19 protein-coding genes are annotated in these 23,115 nt (G+C 52.6%); 2 read left to right on the top strand and 17 right to left on the bottom strand.

Annotated elements, in window-relative coordinates; all coding sequences use genetic code 11:
• Nucleotides 1-76: 76 nt before the first annotated feature.
• The 5 genes from acpP to EKM83_RS03030 form a co-directional block, all read right to left on the bottom strand.
• A complete protein-coding gene (gene acpP, locus EKM83_RS03010) occupies nucleotides 77-328 on the bottom strand; it encodes an acyl carrier protein (RefSeq protein ID WP_125575170.1) in 252 nt (83 codons plus the stop codon).
• 75 nt (nucleotides 329-403) lie between these two features.
• On the bottom strand, nucleotides 404-1,438 hold the full coding sequence (gene plsX / locus EKM83_RS03015) for a phosphate acyltransferase PlsX (protein WP_125575171.1): 1,035 nt from the start codon (nucleotides 1,436-1,438) through the stop codon (nucleotides 404-406).
• Nucleotides 1,439-2,240: 802 nt separating this feature from the next.
• Nucleotides 2,241-4,274, bottom strand: coding sequence for an ATP-dependent DNA helicase RecG (gene recG / locus EKM83_RS03020; protein WP_125575172.1), 2,034 nt, complete (start codon nucleotides 4,272-4,274; stop codon nucleotides 2,241-2,243).
• Between the two features lie 72 nt (nucleotides 4,275-4,346).
• Complete coding sequence (locus EKM83_RS03025) at nucleotides 4,347-6,038, bottom strand: DAK2 domain-containing protein (protein WP_125575173.1); 1,692 nt, start codon at nucleotides 6,036-6,038, stop codon at nucleotides 4,347-4,349.
• Between the two features lie 32 nt (nucleotides 6,039-6,070).
• Complete coding sequence (locus EKM83_RS03030) at nucleotides 6,071-6,433, bottom strand: Asp23/Gls24 family envelope stress response protein (RefSeq protein WP_125575174.1); 363 nt, start codon at nucleotides 6,431-6,433, stop codon at nucleotides 6,071-6,073.
• Between the two features lie 232 nt (nucleotides 6,434-6,665).
• On the opposite strand from EKM83_RS03030, the gene rpmB reads away from it, so the two are divergent.
• Entirely contained in the window at nucleotides 6,666-6,851 is a 186-nt protein-coding gene (rpmB, locus tag EKM83_RS03035) for a 50S ribosomal protein L28 (protein WP_125575175.1), read from the top strand.
• A 901-nt stretch (nucleotides 6,852-7,752) separates the two neighbouring features.
• Here rpmB and EKM83_RS03040 read toward each other — a convergent pair.
• From EKM83_RS03040 to gmk, 11 genes are all read right to left on the bottom strand, one after another.
• On the bottom strand, nucleotides 7,753-8,427 hold the full coding sequence (locus tag EKM83_RS03040) for a thiamine diphosphokinase (RefSeq protein ID WP_125575176.1): 675 nt from the start codon (nucleotides 8,425-8,427) through the stop codon (nucleotides 7,753-7,755).
• The gene (rpe, locus tag EKM83_RS03045; protein ID WP_125575177.1) at nucleotides 8,427-9,080 is read right to left on the bottom strand and encodes a ribulose-phosphate 3-epimerase; all 654 of its coding nucleotides are present in this window, start codon (nucleotides 9,078-9,080) and stop codon (nucleotides 8,427-8,429) included. Before rpe ends, EKM83_RS03040 begins: the two co-directional genes overlap by 1 nt.
• Before the next feature lie 12 nt (nucleotides 9,081-9,092).
• Nucleotides 9,093-9,989 (bottom strand): ribosome small subunit-dependent GTPase A, encoded by an 897-nt coding sequence (rsgA, locus tag EKM83_RS03050; protein ID WP_125575178.1) that lies wholly within the window; start codon nucleotides 9,987-9,989, stop codon nucleotides 9,093-9,095.
• Between the two features lie 490 nt (nucleotides 9,990-10,479).
• Nucleotides 10,480-12,513, bottom strand: a complete 2,034-nt coding sequence (gene pknB, locus EKM83_RS03055; protein WP_125575179.1) for a Stk1 family PASTA domain-containing Ser/Thr kinase — start codon at nucleotides 12,511-12,513, stop codon at nucleotides 10,480-10,482.
• Nucleotides 12,513-13,259, bottom strand: coding sequence for a Stp1/IreP family PP2C-type Ser/Thr phosphatase (locus EKM83_RS03060; RefSeq protein ID WP_125575180.1), 747 nt, complete (start codon nucleotides 13,257-13,259; stop codon nucleotides 12,513-12,515). Before EKM83_RS03060 ends, pknB begins: the two co-directional genes overlap by 1 nt.
• 12 nt (nucleotides 13,260-13,271) lie before the next feature.
• On the bottom strand, nucleotides 13,272-14,615 hold the full coding sequence (rsmB, locus tag EKM83_RS03065) for a 16S rRNA (cytosine(967)-C(5))-methyltransferase RsmB (RefSeq protein WP_125575181.1): 1,344 nt from the start codon (nucleotides 14,613-14,615) through the stop codon (nucleotides 13,272-13,274).
• Entirely contained in the window at nucleotides 14,615-15,559 is a 945-nt protein-coding gene (fmt, locus tag EKM83_RS03070; protein WP_125575182.1) for a methionyl-tRNA formyltransferase, read from the bottom strand. The genes rsmB and fmt overlap by 1 nt, the downstream gene beginning before the upstream one ends.
• A 149-nt stretch (nucleotides 15,560-15,708) precedes the next feature.
• Complete coding sequence (priA, locus tag EKM83_RS03075; RefSeq protein WP_125575183.1) at nucleotides 15,709-18,126, bottom strand: primosomal protein N'; 2,418 nt, start codon at nucleotides 18,124-18,126, stop codon at nucleotides 15,709-15,711.
• An 11-nt stretch (nucleotides 18,127-18,137) separates the two neighbouring features.
• Entirely contained in the window at nucleotides 18,138-19,349 is a 1,212-nt protein-coding gene (coaBC, locus tag EKM83_RS03080) for a bifunctional phosphopantothenoylcysteine decarboxylase/phosphopantothenate--cysteine ligase CoaBC (RefSeq protein ID WP_125575184.1), read from the bottom strand.
• A gap of 88 nt (nucleotides 19,350-19,437) precedes the next feature.
• Entirely contained in the window at nucleotides 19,438-19,653 is a 216-nt protein-coding gene (gene rpoZ / locus EKM83_RS03085) for a DNA-directed RNA polymerase subunit omega (RefSeq protein ID WP_061776946.1), read from the bottom strand.
• A 3-nt stretch (nucleotides 19,654-19,656) separates the two neighbouring features.
• Nucleotides 19,657-20,271, bottom strand: a complete 615-nt coding sequence (gmk, locus tag EKM83_RS03090; RefSeq protein WP_125575185.1) for a guanylate kinase — start codon at nucleotides 20,269-20,271, stop codon at nucleotides 19,657-19,659.
• A gap of 367 nt (nucleotides 20,272-20,638) precedes the next feature.
• Here gmk and EKM83_RS03095 point away from each other — a divergent pair, with 367 nt between their 5' ends.
• Complete coding sequence (locus tag EKM83_RS03095; protein WP_125575186.1) at nucleotides 20,639-20,965, top strand: hypothetical protein; 327 nt, start codon at nucleotides 20,639-20,641, stop codon at nucleotides 20,963-20,965.
• A 61-nt stretch (nucleotides 20,966-21,026) separates the two neighbouring features.
• Here the strand turns inward: EKM83_RS03095 and EKM83_RS03100 are convergent, their stop codons facing one another.
• Nucleotides 21,027-23,093 (bottom strand): SpaA isopeptide-forming pilin-related protein, encoded by a 2,067-nt coding sequence (locus EKM83_RS03100; protein ID WP_125575187.1) that lies wholly within the window; start codon nucleotides 23,091-23,093, stop codon nucleotides 21,027-21,029.
• Between the last annotated feature and the right edge of the window lie 22 nt (nucleotides 23,094-23,115).

A 23,115-nucleotide genomic window follows, 5' to 3' on the forward strand; every position in this document is an offset into this window, starting at 1 on the left:
TCCCCGAAATCTTCCGCCGTTTAAAGATTGAAAGAGCCCGGGACGAAGTAATCGACGGCCCGGACTCGCTCAGTGTTTATTTTTCTTGGTTTTGGTGAGCGTCGATGTAATCAACGACCTCGCCAATCGTGTTTAGCTTCTCGGCATCTTCATCCGAAATCTCAGCGCCAAACGTGTCTTCCAATTCCAACACGAATTCCACGAAATCAATGGAGTCAGCGTCTAAATCTTGCTTGAAGTTCAGTTGGTCGTTGATAGCATCCCGGTCGGTTTCAAACCGGTCAGCGATGATGTCCGCAATCTTGTCAAAAATTTCTGCTTTTGTCATTGTAATCCCTCACTCACAGTATTCAATAAGTAGTCTAACCGTTTTAGTGGTCCTTGTCTAGCCCATTATAGCTGGCTACTTCAAGGATTCCTTCAATGCCGCCATCTGGTCACCGTGTTCGGCAAAATACGTGACTAACTGGTCAGCACTCTTGCTGGCGAGCAATTCGCGAATCTGACCGATGGTGTTCTTCACCGTTGGCGCCTTCGTGGAGCCGTGGGTCTTGACGACTGGCGCCTTCAAGCCCAACAGGACCGCCCCACCATACTGTGAGTAATCCATCGCGCTCTGCACGTTTTTGAAGACCGGCTTTAAGAGGCCCGCCCCCAGCTTACCACCGAGGCCGCCACTCATGATTTCACCCTTGATCAGCTTCAACATGGATAGCGCCGTGCCTTCGATGGCCTTGAGCGTGGCGTTACCGGTAAAGCCGTCGGTCACGACCACGTCGGCCGCCCCGTTCAACAGTTCCCGTGATTCCACGTTGCCGACAAAATTAATTTCGTCCATCGCAGACAAGGCGTCGTGAATGGCGCGGTGGGCCTTGTCGCCCTTGTCCGCTTCGGTCCCGTTATTCAAGAGGCCCACGCGTGGCTGGGTCACGTGCATCACCGATTGGGCGTAGTACTGGCCCATGATGGCGTACTGGACCACGTTAAACGGCTTGGTATCGGCATTGGCACCGACGTCTAACATCACGAAGCTAGACTGATCTGGCTTGCGTAAAACGGGCAGTGTCGTGGTCAATCCTGGCCGGTCGATGCCCTTGATGCGCCCGACGATCAGAAGGCCCGCAGCCAACACGGCGCCGGTATTGCCGGCAGAAAAGAAGGCGTCGGCCTGACCCTCACGCACAGCCGTGGCGGCCAATACGATACTGGATTGTTTCTTGCGACGTACGGCCCGGACTGGTTCGTCCTCCATGGCAATGACTTCCGGCGCTGAGATCAATTCGATCCGCGTGCTATCCTGCAACAGCGGTTTGACCTGTTCTTCTTGACCATAGAGTAAAAATTCCAGGTCCGGATAAGCATCCCGGGCCAATTCGATGCCCTTAACGATTTCTGCGGGGGCGTAATCGCCACCCATTGCGTCTACGGCAATTTTCATGAGTACCCTTCCTTTGCATCACGTCTACGTGCTCAGACGGTATTTTTTGGTTTGATTAATTTTTTTACTTGGTTGGTGGGGTTGGGCGGAGCTGGCGCCTTACCGTTCGCTAAATATGAGCCGGTTCGCTGTGGGCGGACGGGGTGAGCCGAAGAGCGGTCTCACCACCTCGCCTTTGAGCCGAAGTTCACGTCTCAAAGACGCCAGTTTTCTAAGCGGCTTTACCGCTAAGAAAACTCCCACGGCTGAGTTCATATTTAGCGAACTCACGGCTACGTTTGTAGTTCAACCGCAGCAACGGCTAAGAAACCAACCCCTAAGATACAGCATCCTAGACGGCTTATAGCCATGAACCTAGAACGCTGACCTGACTTACCGACAACGGTTGCGAACACCCACATCGGTCAGCCGAGAGTGGAGCGAAGCTAGGCTCAGCCGGGGAATTTAGTAGCGACTTGGGCTACTAAATTGGCTTTATCCCCCAACAACACTTGAACGATTACAGCATAATAGCTTCATACACTACTTTCTCGGCATTATTAAAACCATCAACACTAAATTCACCATAACAAATCGATCAGCAGTCAGCATCACCCGCCACAGGTAGCCGATAGTTCGACAAATATGGGTTCAGCCGTGGGAGTTCACTTAGCGGCGGGTTGTGCCGGTTAGTGAACTGGCGTCTTTGAGACGCGTTTTTCGGCTCAAAGCGAGGTGACGAGACCGTCTTTTGGCTCGTCCCGTCCGCCCACCGCGTTCCAACCCATATTTGTCGAACGGCAAGGCGGCCAGCATCCACTAACTAGTCCATGGTCGTGTTCTGATGGGCAGTGGTGCTGAGGAAGGCGGCGAGAGCCAGGTTGGCGTCCTTGTCTGCCCAATCCGGCGCAGCCACCGTCTCCTTAGCGGCCTGCTGGGCGGCACTCAAGATGTTCAAGTCCGCCACGGGGTCGCCCACTTTGAAGTCCGGCACCCCAGACTGCTTTCTCCCTAGAATATCACCTGGGCCCCGCAATTCCAAATCCTTTTGCGATAAGACGAAGCCGTCGTTGGTGCTGGTCATGGTCGTCATGCGCTCCACGGCCAGTTGATTTTTAGGGTCCGCAATCAAAATGCAAGCCGAGGCCCGCGTTCCCCGACCGACCCGACCGCGTAACTGGTGCAATTGGGCCAAGCCGAAGTGGTCGGCATCATAGATCATCATCAACGTCGCGTTGGGCACGTCAACGCCGACTTCAATCACGGTCGTGGCGACCAGCACTTGAAATTCATTGGCCTTGAACGCCGTCATGATGGCATTTTTCTCGTCATCTTTCATCCGTCCGTGCAGCAGGCCCACCTTATACTCGGGCTCAAATTCTTCTTTGAACCGGGTGTAAATGGCCTCGGCATTTTTCATGTCCACCGCCTCCGACTCTTCAATCAAAGGCGTGACCACGTAGGCTTGTGACCCGGTGCTCAGCTCTGCCTTGACCTGGCGAAGGGTGGCATCGACTTGATTACTGCGAATCCAAGTGGTCTTGATGGGTTGCCGGCCGGCCGGTAATTCGTTGATGACTGACACGTCCATTTCGCCGTACGCCGTGATGGCTAACGTCCGCGGAATGGGCGTGGCCGTCATAGCCAAGACGTCGGGCTGTTGGCCCTTTTCGCGCAAGGCTTGGCGTTGGTTGACCCCGAAACGGTGTTGCTCATCAATCACGGCCAAGCCGAGTCGATGATAGCTCACTTCCGGTTGGATCAGAGCGTGCGTCCCAATCAAGAGGTCGACGCCGCCCTTAGCAATCTGCGGCAACAAGGTTTTCCGGGCGCTGGCCTTGGTGGCACCGGTCAATAACGCCACGTTGACCGGAAAGTCGGCAAACAGCTTAGCCAAATTGTTGGCGTGTTGTTCGGCCAAGATTTCCGTCGGCGCCATCAAAGCGGCCTGGGCCCCCGCAGTAATCGCAGCGTACATGGCAATGGCGGCGACCACGGTCTTCCCACTACCCACGTCTCCTTGTAACAGACGATTCATGTGGACCGGCCGTTTCAAATCAAAGCAGATCTCGTTGACGACCTTCTTTTGCGCGCCGGTCAATTCATACGGTAGCGAATCAATGAAGGCCTTAAGTTTGGGCAAATCGTAGTGCAGTGCCTGCCCGTGTAGGGTGTGGTCCTGTTGGCGCACGATTTGTAACCGCAGCTCAAATAAATAGAATTCCTCAAATTTTGCCGTTCGCCGCGCTGCTTGCGCTGCCGCCCCGTCCGCCGGAAAATGCATATCGTGAATCATTTGCTTGCGGTGTAACAAGCGGTACTGTTCACGTAAGGGCTCCGGAATCAGGTCAACGATGACGGATTCGTAGGCGTCATAAGCTGATGTCACCAATTTTTGAATCGTGCCCTGCCGAATCTCCTTGTTGGCGGGGTAAATGGACCCCATGCCGCTGTCAGCGCTGGCCAAGATTTTCATCCCCGCCAGCGACTGGCGTTTGGCGTCAAAGCGACCGTAGACCACGATATCATTGCCAACTTCCAGCTTGTCCTTCAACCAAGGTTGATTAAAAAAGGTCACCGGAATCACGGTGTGTTCGTCCAGCAATAGCCGAAAGTTCAGCCGATTCTTCTTGCGACCGAACCGCGTCAACACGGGGGCTCCCGCCACGGTACCTTTGAGCGTGACCTTGGCTTGGTCGGTCAACTCCGCGGGGTCTTTGGCCTGCAGGTCCTCGTAACGGAAGGGAAAGTACGTCAAAAGGTCATTGATATTTTCAATCTCCAGACTGTTGAGCGCCTGAACCCGTTTGGGACCGACCCCGGCTAATGCCGCCACGCTATCACTTAAACTTGTCATCTTGTTCCCTCCCGTCAGTTAGATAGCGAAAAAAAGACTGGACAGTCAGCCCAATCTTTTTTCGTTTATCGGTTATTCAACCGAGATCAAGAATGGGTAAACCGGTTGGTCCCCTTCATGAACTTCTGTTTCTAGTTCGTCATCCAATGCGGCGACTTGTTGCTGTAACTGCTGGGCAACGTCAGCCGTCGTATCGGCACCATAAATAATCGTAATAATTTCACTGTCATCATCCAACATGGCCTTAACGGTCGCCACAGCGGTCGTTAAGAGGTCGGCGTCAGTCACTTTGAGCGTGCCGTCAACGATTCCCATGTAGTTGCCTTCCTTGATGTCAAAGCCATCCAATTGGGTGTCACGAATGGCGTGGGTGACTTGCCCACTCTTCACGGCGCTCAAGTTGTCTTCCATGGCTGATTGATTTTCATCCAGTTCAGCGTCCGGGTTGTAGCCCAGCATTGCGGTCATCCCTTGTGAGACCGTCTTGGAATGGACGATCACGGCTGGAATGTCCGCTACCTTAGCGGCTTGTTCAGCGGCTAAGAAGATATTCTTGTTGTTCGGCAACACGATGGCGCGTTTGGCCTGGCTCTGGTTGATGGCATCCACGATATCCTGCGTACTTGGATTCATGGTTTGTCCACCATTTACCACGTGGGTCACACCCAGGCTCTTGAACAACGTCCCCAAACCTTCGCCGGCCGCAATCGCGATGATAGCCGTGTCAGCGGGGGTTTCTTCAGGCGCCGCGGCGACCGGTGCGTTACCGGCCTCTTCGTCGTGTTCCATGATGGTCTCTTGTTGCATCCGCATGTTGTCGACCTTGACCTTGGCTAAGTCACCAAATTCTTGACCCCAAGCGATGACCTTGCCCGGGTGTTCCGTGTGGACGTGGACCTTGACGATTTCTTCGTCGTTCACGACCAGCAAGGAGTCTCCCAAGTCAGCCAGGTACTTGTAGAAGGTGTCGTAGTCAAAATCATGCTTGACTTGCTTCCCACGACCGATGCGGACCATGATTTCCGTACAGTACCCATACTTGATACTGTTGGGATCCAGCTTACCCTGCACACTTTGGTGATGGGCAGCGTCGATCATTTCGTCCATTTCGGCGTCGTCTGGCTTGTAGTCGCCCTCTTCAGCCACCCGACCGTTCAATGAGTCGTTAAAGGCTTCGAGCACAAACGTCAACCCTTGGCCACCGGAATCGACCACGCCAACTTGTTTCAAGACGGGCAGTAAGTCTGGCGTCTTGGCTAAAGCGGCTTTAGCTGCTTCAAAGACGGCATCCATCACGGCTAAAACGTCATCAGAAGCCTTAGCGGCGTTTAAACCGGCCTGAGCCCCTTCACGGACAACGGTGAGGATAGTTCCTTCAGTTGGCTTCATAACCGCCTTGTAGGCCGTTTCTGCGCCCGCTGCGAAGCCATCCGCTAAATCTTGAGCAGTCAACACTTGTTTGTCGGCTAATTTTTTGGAAAAACCCCGGAAAATTTGTGACAAGATGACCCCAGAGTTGCCCCGAGCACCCATCAGTAAGCCTTTGGCCAAAGCTACCGCTAAGACCCCGACCGCCGTGCTATCAGCATCGCGTTCGTATTTCGCCCCACTTTGTAACGAGAGGCTCATGTTGGTTCCCGTATCCCCATCGGGTACTGGGAAAACATTAAGTGAGTTAATAAAATCAGCGTTTTGGTTTAGCTTTTGCGAGGCGGCTTGGACCATCTTACCAAACTCAAGATTAGTAATTTCTGTTACTTTCAACTAAGTTTCCTCCTTGATTTCAGTACGTCTGGCTAATCAGCCAACACCCGCACCCCTTGGACAATCACATTAACTGAGTTTGCGGTAACCCCCAGCATGGTTTCCAGGTTATATTTGACTTTAGCTTGCACGCTACGGGACACTTCAGAGATCTTCGTGCCATAGCTGGCAATGATGTACACGTCGATGGCCACGCCATTTTCTTCTTGACGGACGACCACACCGCGGGCAAAATTCTCCCGCCGTAAAATATCATTAACGTTATCACGAATCTGATTCTTACTTGCCATGCCCACGACACCATAATTATCAGTCGCGGCACCCCCAACTACGGTCGCAATTACTTCATTGGTAATATCAATTGTTCCGTACTGAGTCTTAATCTTAACGGCCATGGAAATAGCCTCCTTGTCTGGATATAAAATCTTAACAGAAATTAATCTTACCACAACCCACGCAAAAATAGAAATAGGAAGACCAAAATGCGTGTTCTGACGGTAAATAAGTGTCAAGCAAAATTACTTGAAAGAAAACATTGCGTTCCACAAAAGAGTATGGTAAATTAGTCAGGTGAGTAAAAAGCACTGCTTTTTAAAAGTAATGAATCCATAAAGGAGGGTTTACGCCATGGCAAAGGATTTTATCAACGGTAAGCGGACGCGCTTCGGTAACAAGCGTTCTCACGCTTTGAATTCAAGTCGTCGCGCTTGGAAGCCGAACTTGCAAAAGGTTCGCATCTTAGTGGACGGTAAGCCAAAGAAGGTCTGGGTTTCAGCTCGGACTTTGAAATCAGGCAAGGTCACTCGCGTCTAGTTAACGACACGATTAATCTTAAGAGCACTAACCAGTTTTCGCTGGTCAGTGCTTTTTTATTGTCCAAAATTCAAATAACGTGTCCTAGTCGCCTTACCGTTACGTGAAAGTCTAGGCTGGAACGCTGGGGCAGGACGGCCCGAGCCAAAGCCCGGTCTCGGACCTTGCTTTGAGCCGAAAACCACGTCTCAAAGTCACCAATTTAGTAGCCAAGAGCGCTACTAAATTCCTCGGCTGAGCCTAGATTTCACTTCACTCACGGCTGACACTGCATTAGGCTAATCCGTTTTCCACCGCATTCCCTAGCTAAATCATCCGACAACACCATATGACACCTAAGCTAACAGACCAGCACGCTACCACGTAACGCTCCTTGCCAATAGCAAAATTTCTTTTAATTTTTCGTATCTAGTCACTCATTGGTTAAACAAATCAACCATCTCTTCCATAAGATAGTTTACCAGAAGATGCCGTCGCCTGCTGAGATGAGCATTTGTCTTGGGCCCTTAAAAATTAATAATCACGCAACTGAGTCTGTTGGAATCAGTCGTTTACCGATTCGTAGCGGTAGCCGATCGCCTACCGTTCGCTAAATACGGGTGGCATGCGGTGGGCGGCTCGGACCTGAAGAACAGTCTCGGCCTCGCTTTGAGCCGAAGGTCGCGTCTCAAGCCGGTCTCGTAGCCAAAACATGCGCCAATAATCGTCGACTTAGTACTTAGCTATCAGCTAACACAATGTTGCTGATAAGCATCAACTTGCCGCAAACTCCTGGCTTCACTAATTTTAGTTAACAGAATACTGTCATTCCTGGCATCGAAAACAGAGCCAACCAGACGTACTTGCGTCCAGTTGGCTCTGTTTTTGATTTTAACTTAACTTAGGGTACCAGTTGTCCAAGCTACTCGTGGCGGGCCTCATACGTGTCACAGCTTTGAATCACGCACAAGACTCCCGTGTCGAACTGAAATTCCCCCGTCTCGCCCACAAACTCGTTGCTGGCTAGTGAGATGGGATACGGAATGGGTTCGTCATGCAGCTGGTATTTTTCATCCAACAGGCTCAGATGATCGATGGACGTCAGCGGAATAAAGGCCAGATAGTTTTTATCCGGTTCTTTACGCAACTGGTAGTGTCCCGGCAGGTAAAACGAAATCGTATTTTGCTTATCGATCAAGCGAATGCGATTGGCATAGCGCTTGTACTGCGGCTCCAACACGATAAATAGGTTCGCTAAAAAGTGGTCGAGTCGCCCACCCGTGGCACCGTAGATATCGACCTGCTCGGCACCGTAGTCCCCAAAGGCCACGGACACCGCCATTTGGGTATCAGTAAAATCCTTTTCGGGTTGCGACTGCCGAATATCTTTGACATTTCGCCGGACACGTTGCAGTTCCGGGGCGGCCAGGGAATCAAAATCCCCGATGGCCGCGACCGGTTGAACATTGTGTTCGATCAACCGCAAGGTCCCCCGATCAACGCCAATCCAGGGGCCAACGATTTTCTCGGTGAGGTCCACTGGCCAATTTGCCTTCGGGCCCCCCACCAATAAATTAAACGTTCCGCCCCGGGGCATTATTTTGTTGCGTCCTTCAGGGCTTGAATCCGGGCAGCTGGGTCGTCGGCGTTGAAGACGTATGAACCAGCTACAGCAACCGTGGCACCAGCGTTTGCGCAGTCAACAACGGTTTGATCGTTGACCCCACCATCGACTTCGATATCAAAGTCGTAGCCCTTGACCTTCTTGATGGCATCCAGTTCAGCGATCTTAGCGACCGTGCTGTGTAAGAACTTCTGACCACCAAAACCAGGGTTGACCGTCATCACTAAGACTTGACCGACCATGTCTAAGACGGGTTCGATCATGGCAACAGGAGTACCAGGATTAATGACAACTTCTGGCGTGGCACCGGCGTTTTGAATCATTTGCAAAGCCCGGTGAATGTGTGGCGTTGCTTCGACGTGGACCCCGATGATGTCGGCGCCAGCCTTGGCGAAGTCTTCCACGTAGCGTTCTGGGTTTTGGACCATCATGTGCACGTCTAAGACCATCTTGGTGATTGGGCGAATGGCTTTGACCCAACCTGGACCGTAAGACAGTGCTGGGACGAAGTTACCGTCCATGATATCGATGTGTAAGACTTCAGCTCCCGCTTGGTCCACCTTTTCGATGTCTGGTTGTAAGTTCACATAGTCGGCACTTAAAATTGAAGGCGCTACTTTAATCATAAAATCTCTTCCTCATTTCTTCTTGTTATAAATTGGTTTTTGGTTCTTTAACAACGTGAGTAATTGTAAATAATTGTCGTAACGGCTCTGCATGAGCTCGCCCGCGGCCAGCGCCGCCTTCACGGCACACCCTGGCTCATTGACGTGCACACAGCCCCGAAAACGGCAATCAGCGGCCAACGCCATGAATTCTGGGAAGTAGTGACACAGCTCCCGGTAATCCAGCGTCAGCGTTTCGTACGATGAGAATCCCGGTGTATCAGCTACCAGGCCACCCGCAATGGGCATCAAGCTCACCTTGCGCGTCGTATGGCGGCCCCGGTTGAGCGCGGTCGAAATCTCACCGGTCGCCAGGTCCAAGTCCGGCGCAATGTGGTTCAGCAGGGTCGATTTCCCGGCCCCGGTCTGGCCCATGATCACCGTTTCCTTATCCGCTAAGGTCGCCTTGAACTGGTCCAAACCAGCCGTTGAAAAGGGTTCGCGACTCAAAATCACCGGATAGCCGATCTGGCGATACCCCGCGGCCAGCTGCTCAAAATACTGGTACCGGTCGTCGTCGATCAAATCGGTCTTCGTAAAGTAGATGACTGGAGCGATGCCGCTAACCTCTAAGGCAATCAACTGCCGATCAAGTAACCCCGTCGAGAATTCCGGTTGGGCCACGGCGGTCACCACGACCCCCTGGTCAATGTTGGCCACTGGGGGCCGCGTCAGTGAATTATCCCGTGGTAAAATCTCTAAAATATAGCCCTCTTGCGGCGTCGAACTTTCAAAGGTCACCCGGTCACCGACCAACGGCGTAATCTTACGTTTCCGAAAATTACCGCGCGCGCGGGTCCGGTACAGCTGACCATCGCTAAAGACATCGTAGAAGCCACTGAGCGATTGACGAATCTGTCCTTCTGTCAATGCGCACCTCCTTTGTGGGTTTGTTTCCAGTTTACACTACTTTTCAGATTGGCACTAGTTTTACTGTGGTTGTGTTAAATATCACAACTAAGGCAGTCGTCTCGCTACCCATCCACTAAAATGCCGCCTACCGTTAGGCAAAATTGCAGCCCTTACCTGGCCAGTCGCCTATGGCTGCCAGCTGTGTCGACGGTGTTGGCTGAGGTCTTTTCTCAGCCTACAGCGTGCGGCGACTTTGGAGACTGACTGGTTTTGTCAGGCTTCAAAGCGAACCGGAAGCCCGCTCTTCAGGCTGGAGGTGTCCGCCATAGCAGGCGGAATCTCTGGCTGCCGCAGGCTCCTGGTTTGACTAATTTTAATGAACAGGATACTGTCATTTCGGGAATTACCGCGTTAATGCGACTTTCAATCTCGTCGTTTAACCCTAACAACGGCAAAAAAAGCCCAATTCCCATTATACAGAGAATTAGGCTCAAATTGCAGAAATTTCTTAATTTTTCGTGACATGACTATCTGACGCAATCACGTGACCGTCACGAACCACCTTGTAGGCGCCGGCCTTACCGGAAGCCACAGTAAATGGCAACGTGACGCTGGTGTCAGACGTAATCGTCATTTGCTTGTAGACGGTACTTAACGAGTGGTCCTGGTCCTTTAAGTAGATCTGCACCAGGTTGGAGGCCGACGAGCTACTACTGCTACTGCTATCGTCATCGTCTTCCTCGTCACTGGAGCTTTCGCTAGCACTGTCGTCAAACGGAATCTTCACGTTCACGCTGAACTGATCGACGCTGGAGCTGCTTTCGCTTTCCATGCCGCGTGACATGGTCAGCGTCACCTCGTCACCTTCTTGGACCACGGCGCCTTCGCCAGGCGATTGCTTAATGACCCGGCCCTTGGCCACATCATTGGAGTAGGCGTAATCAAACGCCAGGTTCAAGTTGTGATTGGTGGCGTAGCTTTGTGCCTGGGCCTTGGTCTTGTTGGTCAAATCGGCCAAGGTGACCGTCGCCGACCCGGTCGAAACGGTAAAGGTGATATCCGTGCGGGCAGGCACGACCTTTTTCCCAGCCAAGACGTTTTGTTGCATGATCCGACCGGCGGGCACACTGGTCGAGTGGACCGACTCACGGTGGACCGTGAAGCCCAGCGCCTCTAATTTCGCGGCGGTACTGGCGTAGGCATCCCCCTGGTAATCAGCCAGCTGGTAACGCTTGGGACCAGTACTGATCCACAGGTCCACGACCGTGTGCCGTTTCAGCTGGGTCCCGGACCGCGGTTCTGTGCGCACGGCCCGATGAACCTTGACCGAAGCACTCGCCGTCTTGTGGACTTTGCCCACCGTCAAGTAGGCGTCTGTCAAACGGCTCTTTGCCACCTTTTCCGTTCGCCCGGACACACTAGGCACGCTGGTCATTTGCGGCCGAAAGAGCGCCATGCCAATCAAGATGCCCGCCACTAACAGGAGGACGACTAACCCAGCCAACAAGAACTTACGGCGACGGGGATGGCGGGTCTTCTTACGGCCCTTTTTTCCCTTAGCCTTCACCGGTGTCTCGTCTGAGGCCGTCTTTTCTTGGGGTTGCGTCTGGGTGGCCGCCTCGGCCGACGTCGGCGTCAGGCTACTCAACGCACTGAGGGGCAGGACCTTGGTCTCACCATCATCGTCTTGTGCCGGTGTGAATTTGACTTCACCCGCGCGCTTCGGTGACAGCGAAGTCTTCAGGTCCGCCGCCATACTCGCCGCATCGGCGTAGCGGTCTTCGGGCCGTTTGGCCGTAGCCTTGAGGACCACGTTTTCCAATGCTTGGGGAATGCGGGGGTCGATTTCTCTGACCGACGGAATCTCCGATTGGAAATGCTTCAAGGCAATCGAGACCGCCGTTTCCCCTTCAAAGGGCACCGTACCCGTCAACAATTCATAGAGGATGATCCCCAGTGAATAGATGTCGGACTTCTTCGTCGCCATCCCCCCGCGGGCCTGTTCCGGTGACAAATAGTGCACCGAACCCAGCACCGTGTTGGTCTGCGTCAGACTGTGCTCTGACAAGGCGACGGCGATACCGAAGTCGGTAATCTTGGCCACCTTGTGTTGGTCGATCAAAATATTTTGCGGTTTCAAATCCCGGTGAATGATATTGTGCTCATGCGCCGTTTGGACCGCGCTCAAGATCTGCGTCATGATGTGAATGACTTCTTGATAGGCAATCGGAAAATGGGCCTTGATGTACGCCTTGAGGTCGGTCCCCTCGACGTACTCCATGACCAAATACTGCATGCCATTTTCCTCACCGACATCATACACCTGAACGATGTTAGGATTGACCAGTTCGGTCGCGGCCAGCGCCTCGCGTTGGAACCGCCGAATCGTGCTGGGATCATCCCGCAGATCAAGTCGTAATAATTTCACTGAAACGTCACGATCTAAAATCAAATCGTGCGCTAAATACACGTTGGCCATACCACCCTCGCCGAGCGCGCGAACGATGCGATACCGGCCACTTAACGTATAACCTGTCCGCATTAGTCCGCCACCTCCCGCGAGAAGTTGGTCAGGAGCAAGACGGTAATGTTATCGAGGCCCCCGGCATCATTGGCCAATTCTACCAAGTAATCACATTTTTCTTCCGTCGAGCGGTCACTGGTCAGGACCGCTTGAATCGTTTGGTCATCGACCATGTTGGTCAACCCATCCGTACACATCAACAGTTGGTCGTTTAAGACCAGCGGATAGGTGTTGAGGTCAAAGTGCGCATCGTCAGAAATACCCAGCGACCGAATGATGACGTTCTTTTGGGGATGGTGCCGCGCTGCTTGGCGACTGATCTCGCCACGTTTGACCAGTTCATTGACCAACGAGTGGTCTTCGGTCAGCTGGCGCAGTTGCCCGTCGCGTAACAGGTAGGCTCGCGAATCCCCAATGCTAGCGATGACGACTTCTTCCGTGAAATACAGCGCCGCCACCAACGTGGTCCCCATGCCGTTCAGATCAGCAAATTGATTGGATTTGTCAATGATCGACTGGTTTTCCGCGGTAATCTGTTGCGTAATCCACTCACTAGCCGTTGCGGGCGTGGTGAGCCGGGTCTGTTCAAACTCGTGGCCCAAGTGGGAAACGGCCATGGCACTGGCCACGTCGCCGCCCTGATGCCCACCGATGCCATCCGCGATAATGGCCAAGTGTTGCCCGGCTAAATTCGTGAAAACATCGACATAGTCCTCGTTGTCATTGCGCTGTTTACCAATGGACGTGCGGTATGCCACTTTCATGACGACTCACCCCTACTTTTTCTTCCGAAAGGCACTGACGAAGAACCCATCTGAATCGAAATCATCCGGATAGATGTTCAGCGTGTCCGTGGTCCGGTCAGCCTTCACGTCTAAGGCCGTTTGGACCCGCATGGACTCAAAGTCGGGATGGGCGGCCAAGAACTTGGCGGCCACGTCCGCGTTTTCCGTGTCCAAAATGGTGCAGGTACTGTAGACCAGGATGCCATTCGGCTTTAATTTTTCACTCACTGCATCCAAAATACCCAGTTGAACCCGTTGTAACTGCTGGATATCTTGGGCAGTCTTTTCATAACGAATTTCTGGTTTCCGGCGAATCAGGCCTAACCCAGAGCACGGTGCATCGACTAAGATCCGGTCAAATTGCTTCTTCGGGAACTTGTCGTTGATCTTGCGGGCGTCTAACGCCACGGCGTCGACCCGGTCGGCCACGTGCAAGCGTTCGGCGTTGGCTTCGATCAGGTTGACCTTCTTAGGATGCAAATCTAAGGCCGTAACTTTCCCTCCAGAATGGGCATCGAGTAAGGCCGCAATCTGGGTAGTCTTGCCACCAGGGGCTGCACAGGCGTCTAAGACCTGGTCACCTGGCCGGACCTGTAAGGCCTCGACTGGCAACATGGCACTCTCGTCTTGAATCGTCAGCTCGCCGGTCTCAAAGACGTTGCTTTGGTTGGCGGCTTTGTCATCTAGCCGAAAGGCGTTGGCCGCAACCACACTCGGCGTCACGGTGTAGCCTTGATCCGTCAGGGATTGGGCGACTTCTTCCTTAGTGGCCACCGCCGTGTTGACCCGCACGGACTGCGCGGCCGGTTGGTTGATGGTCTCTAAAATGCTAACGGCTTTGTCGTCGCCGACTTGCTTTTGAATCGCCGTTACCAGCCATTCCGGCACGGAATACTGCAGGCTCAACCGCTTGGTAGCATCTTGAATCTGGCTGATGTCGGGTAAGCCTTGCCGGTCAATGGCGTGCAGCACACCGGTAATAAAGCGCCGAATGCCTTCGTGGCCCCGGTCCTTGGCCAATTGAATGGCTTCATTAAAGATGGCCCGCTTGGGTACCCGGTCCAAATAAAGTTCTTGGTACAAGGCCACCAGCAAGGTCATTTTGACCCACGGCAGGACCTTTTGGTTGGGCTTGATGAAGCCAGCTAAGTAGTACTCCAGCGTCAATTGATGTTGGATGGTCCCGTAGACCAAGTTGGTCACAAAACGCCGATCCACGTCACTTAAGTTGTGACTTTCTAATGTCTGTTCCAGTTGTAAATTTGAGTAAGCCCCGTTTGCGACTCGGGTCAGTGCCTCGACCGCTAAAGCCCGCGGTGTTGTGTTTTTTGTCATTATTCAGCCACCTGTTCGCCAATTGTCAATGCGTCACTCGTCCCGTTCAGAAAGTCCGTGATGCTTAATTTGGGCTTGCCTGCCGGTTGAATCTCGTCTAACCCTAATACGCCGTGTTCGCCGGTCGCAATCGCCAAGTGGTGCTTGTCATGGCTGACCAGAGCCCCTGGCTGCAGGTCGGTCGTCTGATCTAAGACCGTGACCTGCCACAGCTTGGTGCGCACGCCATTCAGGTAAATGTGGGCGATGGGGGCTGGCCGCAATGCGCGGACCTTGCAGTCGATGAGGTGAGCACTGAGATTCAAGTCAATGCGTTCTTCATCGGACTTGATCGTCGGTGAGAAGGTCACCAAGTCCTCGTCTTGTGGGACTGGCGTGATCTCTCCCGCCAACAGTTTAGGCAACGTCTCTAACAAGAGGTCGCGGCCCAAGTCGCTGAGCTTGTCAAACATCGTGCCCACATCATCTTGGTCCGTAATGGGAATGGCTCGTTGGGCTAGGACATCCCCGGCATCCATCTTCTTTTCCATGAACATGATGGATACCCCGGTCTCCTTGTCGCCGTTCATGATGGCGTAATGCACGGGTGCACCACCACGGTACTTTGGCAGTAAGGAAGCGTGGACGTTAACGGCCGCCACCTTGGCTGCCTTGAGCAGCTTGGTCGGCAAAAATTGCCCAAAGGCCGCCGTAACGATGAGGTCCGGTGCCAATTCAATCGCCCGAGCCATTTCTGGACTACCCGAAATTTTTTGTGGTTGGAGCACTTCGATATCGTGGGCCACCGCTACTTCCTTAACGGGCGACGCGGTCAACACGTGCTTGCGCCCCACCCGGCGATCCGGTTGGGTCACTACGGCTAAAACATCGTAGCCGTGGTCGATTAAACTACTGAGGATGGGCGCCGAAAATTTCGGCGTGCCCATAAAGATTACTGAAGTCATGTACTGCACCATACTTTCTGATAATTTTACTGATTATTGGTTCAATTTAAAGCAGAATCTTGCGGTCCGTCTTACCGTTACAGGAAATTCTCGGCTACTTTAGCAGTTATCAGCCACAACACCAGTGACCGTCAGGAACAATCCTACTCCTACATAAAGTTCATCGGTTCAGGGTCGATGGTGATGGTCAGGCCGTGGCGGGCCGGAATTTGGGCCGCCTGGCGGATCTTTTCCAAGACCGGCTTGAGTTGCGGCTCTTGCTTGTATTTAATCACAACTTGATAATAATACTTCCGCTTGACCCGCGCAATCGCCTTGGGCGTCGGCCCTAAAATAATGGCGTTGTCGCTCAGGCCCTTTTGAAGCTGACCCACGATCTGATACATCGCCTTAGCCGCCTTGGCCTCGTCTTCATGACTAGCCGTCAGCTGCACAGCGAAGTAATACGGCGGATAGTTGCCTTGATGGCGCATGTGCATTTCCGTCACGAAGAAGCGCTCATAGTCTTGTTGCTGCGCCAGTTCGATGGCGTAATGGTCCGGGTTGAAGGTCTGGATAAAGACTTCACCCGGCTTTTGCGCCCGCCCGGCCCGACCACTGACCTGCGTCAAGAGCTGGAAGGTCCGCTCACTAGCGCGGAAATCGGGCAACCCCAGCGCAGTATCGGCGTTCAAGACCCCGACCAGCGTTACGTTGGGAAAGTCCAACCCCTTGGCGATCATCTGAGTCCCCAGCAAGATATCGGCTTGGTGCTGACCAAATTGCCGCAGGATTTTTTCGTGAGCGCCCTTACGCCGCGTCGAGTCGACGTCCATGCGTAAAATACGGGCCGTCGGAAATTCCTTTTGCAGGGCTGTTTCCACCTTTTGCGTTCCGGTGCCGTAGTAGCGAATCTTGCGACTGTGGCAGTTGGGGCAGATGTGGGGAATGGCTTCTTCGTGGCCGCAGTAGTGGCATTTCATGGTGTGCGTATCCATATGCAACGTCAAGGAGATGTCACAGTTGGGACACTTCAGCACAAACCCACAGTCCCGGCACATGACAAACGACGAGTACCCCCGCCGGTTGAGCATCAAGACCATCTGTTCTTGCCGGTCTAACCGTGTCTGAATCGCGTTGATCAATGGCTGGGAGAAGTCGCCGTCACTGCGTTGCTTGACCTCTTCGCGCATGTCAACGATGTGGACCGTTGGTAGCGGATGATCGTTGACCCGCTTAGCCAAGACCAGCCGCGTGTACAAGCCCTTAGCCGCTCGTGCGCGCGTTTCTAGTGACGGCGTGGCACTGCCAAGCACGACGGGACAATGGTTGTAGCGTCCCCGCCACAAGGCCACGTCGCGGGCATGGTAACGCGGATTTTCATCTTGTTTATAACTACTTTCATGTTCCTCATCCATGATGATGATGCCAAGGTTGCGGACGGGAGCAAAGACTGCCGACCGTGCGCCCACGACCACGGTTGCTTCCCCGCGGTCGATGCGGCGCCACTCGTCGTACTGTTCGCCCTTGGACAAGCCACTGTGGAGCACGGCGACTCGGTGACCAAAGCGGGCCTTGACCCGGTTGACCATCTGCGGCGTCAGCGCGATTTCTGGCACCAACATCAAGGCGGTCCGTTGCTGTTGCAAGGCGACCGCGATGCTTTGCAGGTAGACCTCGGTCTTCCCACTACCGGTGACTCCTTCGACCAAGAAATTCTCGGTCCGTTGCGCATCCACGGCACTGGTGATCGCCGTCACGGCCGCTTGTTGTTCAGCGTTGAGCTGGAGCGGCTGGGTCGGCTTGACTGGTTGATGGAACGGATCGCGGTAAACTTCCAGCGGCTGTTTGACCAGCCAGCCTTTATCCGCCGCAGTCGAAATGACCGCCGTACTGACATCAGCGGCGTGGCTAACTTGGCTTTGGGCTACCAATTTATCCGGGGTCATCGTCTGCAAATACGCCAGTAACTCGGCTTGCTTCGGCGCCTTTTTAGCCACCGTTGCCTGAATCTCTTGTAGCTTAGCGACTGGCAACGCCGGCTTGATGCCCGTCGTGGTCTTGGCGGCCGCCTTGCTGGTCACCTGGTAAACCACTTCGACCTTACCGGCACGCTGGAGGCGCAATAGCCCGGCCAGCGTGGGAGCATCTAATTTACTGGTATCAAAATCTCGCGGCGCCCCGTCTGGAAAATACGCCTGCATCTCGGCCGGGGACAAGGGTTCGGTCGGCTGAATCTGCCGTTCCGTTTGGGCCTTCAATAAGTTGGGCAACATGGTCTGAATACAGGTGATGCGAAAGGCGTAGGTCGTGTCCGCCAGCCACTTCGCTAGCTGTTGAAGCTCGTCATCCAGCACGGGGGCGAGGTCTAAGACGGCCTGAATCGGTTTTAATTGGCCATCGAAGGTCGTGACATCACTGAGGCCAACCACGACGCCTGACACCACGCGATGACCGCGACCAAACGGTACCGTGACCCGCATCCCCAGCTGCACTTGATGTTCCAATTCAGCTGGAATGGCGTAGGAATAAGGTTCATTCGTCTGCATGGTTGGCACGTCGACAATAATTTGGCCAATCTGGGCCATGGTGGTTCACCTCACTTTTCTGCGAATAATTGCGCGACCCGGTCGACTAACGCCCGGGCAATCACGACTTTACTGGTTTTAGGCGTCTGGTCCGTCACGCCATCTGGCATGATAAAGGTGACCTGGTTGTCATCACCGTTAAAACCGATATCGGCCCGGGAGACGTCGTTGGCGGCCAACAGGTCTAGTGACTTGCTTTGCAGCTTTTTCTGACCGTTAGCCAGCAAATTTTGCGTTTCCGCGGCAAAGCCGACCGTCACCTGGCCTGGCTGTTTGATTGCCGCCACTTGTTTTAAGATATCTGGGGTTTTCTTGAGTTTTAAAATAAATTCATCATTATCGGCCGTCTTCTTGATTTTTTGGTCGGCCGTAACTTCCGGTTGGAAATCGGCTACGGCCGCGGCCATGATTAAGGCATCGGCTTTCGGAAACGCCGCCAAGACCGCTTGAGCCAGGTCCGTGGTACTTTGAATCGGCACCACGGTGACGCCGGCTGGCGGAGTGAGCTTGGTGGGCGCCGTGATCAGCGTCACGGTGGCACCGGCTTGTTGGGCAGCGGCCGCAACGGCATAACCCATCTTGCCAGACGAGTCGTTGGTCAAGAAACGCACGGGGTCGAGCCGTTCCCGTGTGCCTCCAGCCGTAACGATGACCCGTTTGCCCACTAACGTTTGGGGAGCAAAGAGACCCAGGTGGCTGACTTGGTCCACAATTTCTGCCGGCTCTAAGAAGCGCCCTTGGCCCGAATAGCCTTCCGCTAATTGGCCAGTCGCCGGAGTCAACACGTGGGTCCCGTCGGTCGTTAACAATTGCACGTTCCGCTGGGTCGCTGGGGCTTGCCACATGTGACTGTTCATGGCGGGCACCACGACCTTAGGCGCTGCCGTGGCTAACCAGGTGGCACTGGCGGCGTCATTGGCCAAACCATTAGCCAGTTGCGCCATCAAGTTGGCCGAGGCCGGCGCCGCGATTGCCAGGTCAGTCCAGTCGGCCAGCTCCACGTGGGCAATCTGCCCTTGGGCCTGCCACCAACTGTCGTCCGTCAGGACCGGGGCCTTCGTCAGCGCCGCAAACGTCGCCGCGGTCACAAATTGGGCCGCCCCGGCAGTCAACACGATGCGCACTTGTGCCCCGGCGTGTTCCAGTTGGCGGGCCAGCAAGGCGGCCTTATACGCCGCCACGCTGCCACCCACCGTTAACGTGATGTGTTTGTCTTCAAACATTGCCTTTCCTCCAATTCACCTTACCGCGTCCTTGATAAAAAAGGCCAGATTACCCAACGGCAACCTGGTCTTTCCTGAACCACCCAACTTAGGCGTCCAGATCCTTTTCGTCCGGATCGATCATTAAGGCACCGGCAGCGATTTCTTCCAATGCCCGACCAATCGTCTTGGGCGACTTGTAATCGGTCAAGAGTGGCTTCGCACCGGCGTCTAATTCATGCGCCCGCTTGCTAGCCAACATAATCAAAGAGTAACGGGAATCAACTTGTGCTAATAAATCATCAACTGAGGGATAAAGTAACATCTTTTATTCGTCTCCAATCATTTGTTCGTAATCCGGCATGACCCGGGTCACCCGTAAACGTTCACTGCGGATAATCATTTGGATGCGGTCAACAGCCTTGCCGACCTCGTCGTTCACCACGGCATAGTCGTAGTTACGCATCATCCGAATCTCACCAACAGCCTTCTTGATACGTTTGTTAATGACGTCCATGGCATCTGTGCCCCGACCGATCAGACGGTGCTTCAATTCCATCAAGTCCGGTGGTGTTAAGAAGACAAACACAGCGTCGGGGCAGTTAGCCCGGACCTGCATGGCCCCATTGACTTCAATTTCCAAGAAAACATCTTTTCCCTGATCAAGGGTCTCATTTACATATTTTAACGGGGTACCGTAGTAGTTGTCAACATACTTGGCATACTCCAGCATTTCCCCATTACGAATGTTCTCTTCAAATTCTTCCTTCGAGACAAAGTAATAGTCGACCCCATTGACTTCGCCTTCCCGCGGTTTCCGGGTGGTCATTGAAATGGAGTACGAAAAGTCGGTCGCCCCCGTTTCAAACAGCGCCTTACGAACCGTTCCCTTACCAACTCCGGAAGGACCCGAGAGCACAATGAGCATTCCACGTTTAGCCATCGTTTAAAAATCCCTTCATCACAAAATTTAATTAATCCGCCAGCCCCCAAATGGGTTGACGGTTAGCACCAGATTGCTTGGCGCAAACTATAATCTATAGGTTACTATATTACCACTATTCAGCGATAAATACTGCATATCCGGCCTATTTGTCAAAAAAAACCGCCAATTGCGGGTCAGAACTGATTTAGCGAAGCCACTGAGTATTTTGGGGCCAGTGAACCGGAAATCGTCGGCTTTCTTTGGGTGAAAGTCAGGCTGGCCGGGGATGTTCCCCTATCGGCCAAAACAATCGAACAAAAAGGCTTGCAATCTCAAACAAACGTTCGTATAATAAAAATACAAACAAACGTTCGAGGTGATCAGCATGCAAAATTCAATCGCAAAAAGCGTTACCCTGTCTGATCGGGTAGCCACCCTGTCCCAGGAACTCTTCAGTCCGTTACCGGTCATTGATGGCCAAGTCGTTTACGCTCAGATGCCTGACTTCCAGTTAGCCCTCTTCATCCAGCAAGCCATGGACCGCCACTACTTGGTCCGGCTCCAGTTCAAAGCGGCCCCAGACGTCGCCCCCGCAACCGTCATTGGCCAGTTAAAAGAAGACGCCGCTGGTCACCTCATTTTAAAACAAACCAAACAGCTCGCTACCATTGTGACCCCCGCGCTATTGCGGTCGATTCAACGCGTAAAGTAAACCAAACGACCATGATAGGATTCTTGCGTTCTACCATGGTCGTTTTTTTTTGACCTAATTTTTAGTTTTTCCGGGTACGGCGGTATTGCCAGATGCTTAGACTACTGCCAAGCAATAAGAGTCCCCCGATTGCGACGTAGATAGTCTTAGCTTCATTGGTCTTAGGTAGAAGTCGGTCGGCCATGCTGCGGTGGTGTTGGGTTGGGGTGTTGCTAGTACTCCCACCAGCGTTCAAATCGTCAGAAGATTCATTATTGGTTGGACTGAAACTAGTCTTATCTGCGTGACTTCCCTTATTATCAGTGGCGCTTGTGGAACTACTTGATGTCATTGAGTAGACATTACCGCTGTCAGTATCTGAAGAGGCACTACTCGATTGTGTACTCTCCGATGAAGAGCTCAGAGATCTACTGGATCTACTGGAACTACTGGTACTACTCGAGCTACTTGAATCACTTATGCTGCCAGAGCTATTACTATCAACAATCGAGCTGGAAGTTGTCAGATTATCACTGCTCCCCGAGCTGCTATCAGAACCGCTCTCTGGTTCATCTCGTTGTTCAACTGAAACAGCAGCAGTATCAGTTCCTTGTGTATCAGCAATAGTGAACGAAATTGGTGTTTGATCCAATTTATATCCATTCGGCGCTTGTTCCTCAACAAACTCATAGTTTCCTGGTGCCAGCCCCGTAACCGTCAGTGTCCCATCAGCCCCAGTCGTGTACGCTTCAGATTCAACCGGTGAGCCAGCATTATAGTCAGTCCATCCTGATCCATACGCTAATTGATACTGCGCACCCGGTAACTTTTCCGGAGACTGACTATCTAGTTTCGTCAACTTTACCGACCCTTTAGTATCTACCTGACTAACCGATTGCTGTGCAGTGGTATTGTTAGAACTGATTGTAAACTGGATTGGTGTGGAATTGATTTGATAGCCACTAGGAGCCTTAGTCTCGATGAACTGATAGGTCCCCTCGGGTAAGCCATAATCATTGAGAATCCCGTTGCCATCAGACGTACTGGTGGTTGTTAATTGTGTTTGGTAATCCTCAAATAATTTAGTAGTATCATTTTGCTTTTGCAGTTTGTATTCGGCTCCATTCAGCTGCGTACCATCAACTGCTGTTTTAGTCAACTTAACATCACCAATGTAGGTGCCATTAATATCCGCAGAACCACCCCACTGAATATTCTTATGTGCATCTCCCGCTATCGTCGGATCATCTGGATTAGTTCCCGAGCCTGGGTCTGTTCCCGCACTACCAGTTTCACCATCCTCAGCCACCAAATTAACACTATTACTGAGAAAGCCACTGGTTGTCCCACTGAAATGATCAACATCTACCTTTGTATAGTAACTCAGCGTTATCTTACCAGTTACTTTGGTAAATGTGATGGTTAACTTGGAGCCATCAACCTGAACTGTAGGATTCAAGGTGTCCCCAGTTGTATCATCTGTGGCTTTAAGCCCACCAGCATAGGATTGATAGGCTCCCAAGGTATCAGTTAAAGTTACTGTTCCCATACTCTTAGCGGCTGGATTAAAAACAATCTGCCAGACCGCCTGTTTAGGTATACCATTCGCATCAAAGTCATCTTTTTGAATCCAACCGTTTTTGGCAATAACGTAATCATTATTGCCAGAACTCGTATCATCCGCTGTTCCTGTAACTTGAAATGTCAGGCTTCCTTGACGATAAACATTGGCATTCGCTAGTTCATCATTAAAGGTAATTGTTGCCGTATGGCCGGAATCTGCCTCTAAATCAAAATGACCAACTGTGATTTGATTTTGATCACCCGTTTTAACATCAAAACCGACCGCACCATGACTCGCCGAATCAGGTAGGGTCACTGTCGCGGTGTCTTTATCAGCAATTTTAGTACCGTCAGTGACCGTCCAAGAATATGTCAGTCTATAATTTTGACCCGACTTTAGCGGCTCCCCCGTGTCCGTAATATCTGTAAAAGTATTATTCCCTGTCTCTTCTTCAATTTTGCTAGGCACATCTAATCCCGTCACATGATTATCAATACTAGCTGCACTAGCTCTACTTGACCCTCCCCACAAAATCAGAAATCCTACAACCAAACTCAGTAGTCCTAACCCTATCCGTTTTAGCATCTCTCACACCTCATTCAACTTG

This window comes from Levilactobacillus angrenensis, assembly GCF_003946085.1.
GTDB classification, from domain to species: domain Bacteria; phylum Bacillota; class Bacilli; order Lactobacillales; family Lactobacillaceae; genus Levilactobacillus; species Levilactobacillus angrenensis.

Coding starts and splice junctions, on each gene's coding strand:
- acpP (WP_125575170.1), bottom strand. CDS start 328: ATGACAAAAGCAGAAATTTTTGACAAGATTGCGGACATCATCGCTGAC.
- plsX (WP_125575171.1), bottom strand. CDS start 1,438: ATGAAAATTGCCGTAGACGCAATGGGTGGCGATTACGCCCCCGCAGAA.
- recG (WP_125575172.1), bottom strand. CDS start 4,274: ATGACAAGTTTAAGTGATAGCGTGGCGGCATTAGCCGGGGTCGGTCCC.
- EKM83_RS03030 (WP_125575174.1), bottom strand. CDS start 6,433: ATGGCCGTTAAGATTAAGACTCAGTACGGAACAATTGATATTACCAAT.
- rpmB (WP_125575175.1), top strand. CDS start 6,666: ATGGCAAAGGATTTTATCAACGGTAAGCGGACGCGCTTCGGTAACAAG.
- EKM83_RS03040 (WP_125575176.1), bottom strand. CDS start 8,427: ATGCCCCGGGGCGGAACGTTTAATTTATTGGTGGGGGGCCCGAAGGCA.
- rpe (WP_125575177.1), bottom strand. CDS start 9,080: ATGATTAAAGTAGCGCCTTCAATTTTAAGTGCCGACTATGTGAACTTA.
- pknB (WP_125575179.1), bottom strand. CDS start 12,513: ATGCGGACAGGTTATACGTTAAGTGGCCGGTATCGCATCGTTCGCGCG.
- EKM83_RS03060 (WP_125575180.1), bottom strand. CDS start 13,259: ATGAAAGTGGCATACCGCACGTCCATTGGTAAACAGCGCAATGACAAC.
- rsmB (WP_125575181.1), bottom strand. CDS start 14,615: ATGACAAAAAACACAACACCGCGGGCTTTAGCGGTCGAGGCACTGACC.
- fmt (WP_125575182.1), bottom strand. CDS start 15,559: ATGACTTCAGTAATCTTTATGGGCACGCCGAAATTTTCGGCGCCCATC.
- priA (WP_125575183.1), bottom strand. CDS start 18,126: ATGGCCCAGATTGGCCAAATTATTGTCGACGTGCCAACCATGCAGACG.
- coaBC (WP_125575184.1), bottom strand. CDS start 19,349: ATGTTTGAAGACAAACACATCACGTTAACGGTGGGTGGCAGCGTGGCG.
- rpoZ (WP_061776946.1), bottom strand. CDS start 19,653: ATGTTACTTTATCCCTCAGTTGATGATTTATTAGCACAAGTTGATTCC.
- gmk (WP_125575185.1), bottom strand. CDS start 20,271: ATGGCTAAACGTGGAATGCTCATTGTGCTCTCGGGTCCTTCCGGAGTT.
- EKM83_RS03095 (WP_125575186.1), top strand. CDS start 20,639: ATGCAAAATTCAATCGCAAAAAGCGTTACCCTGTCTGATCGGGTAGCC.
- EKM83_RS03100 (WP_125575187.1), bottom strand. CDS start 23,093: ATGCTAAAACGGATAGGGTTAGGACTACTGAGTTTGGTTGTAGGATTT.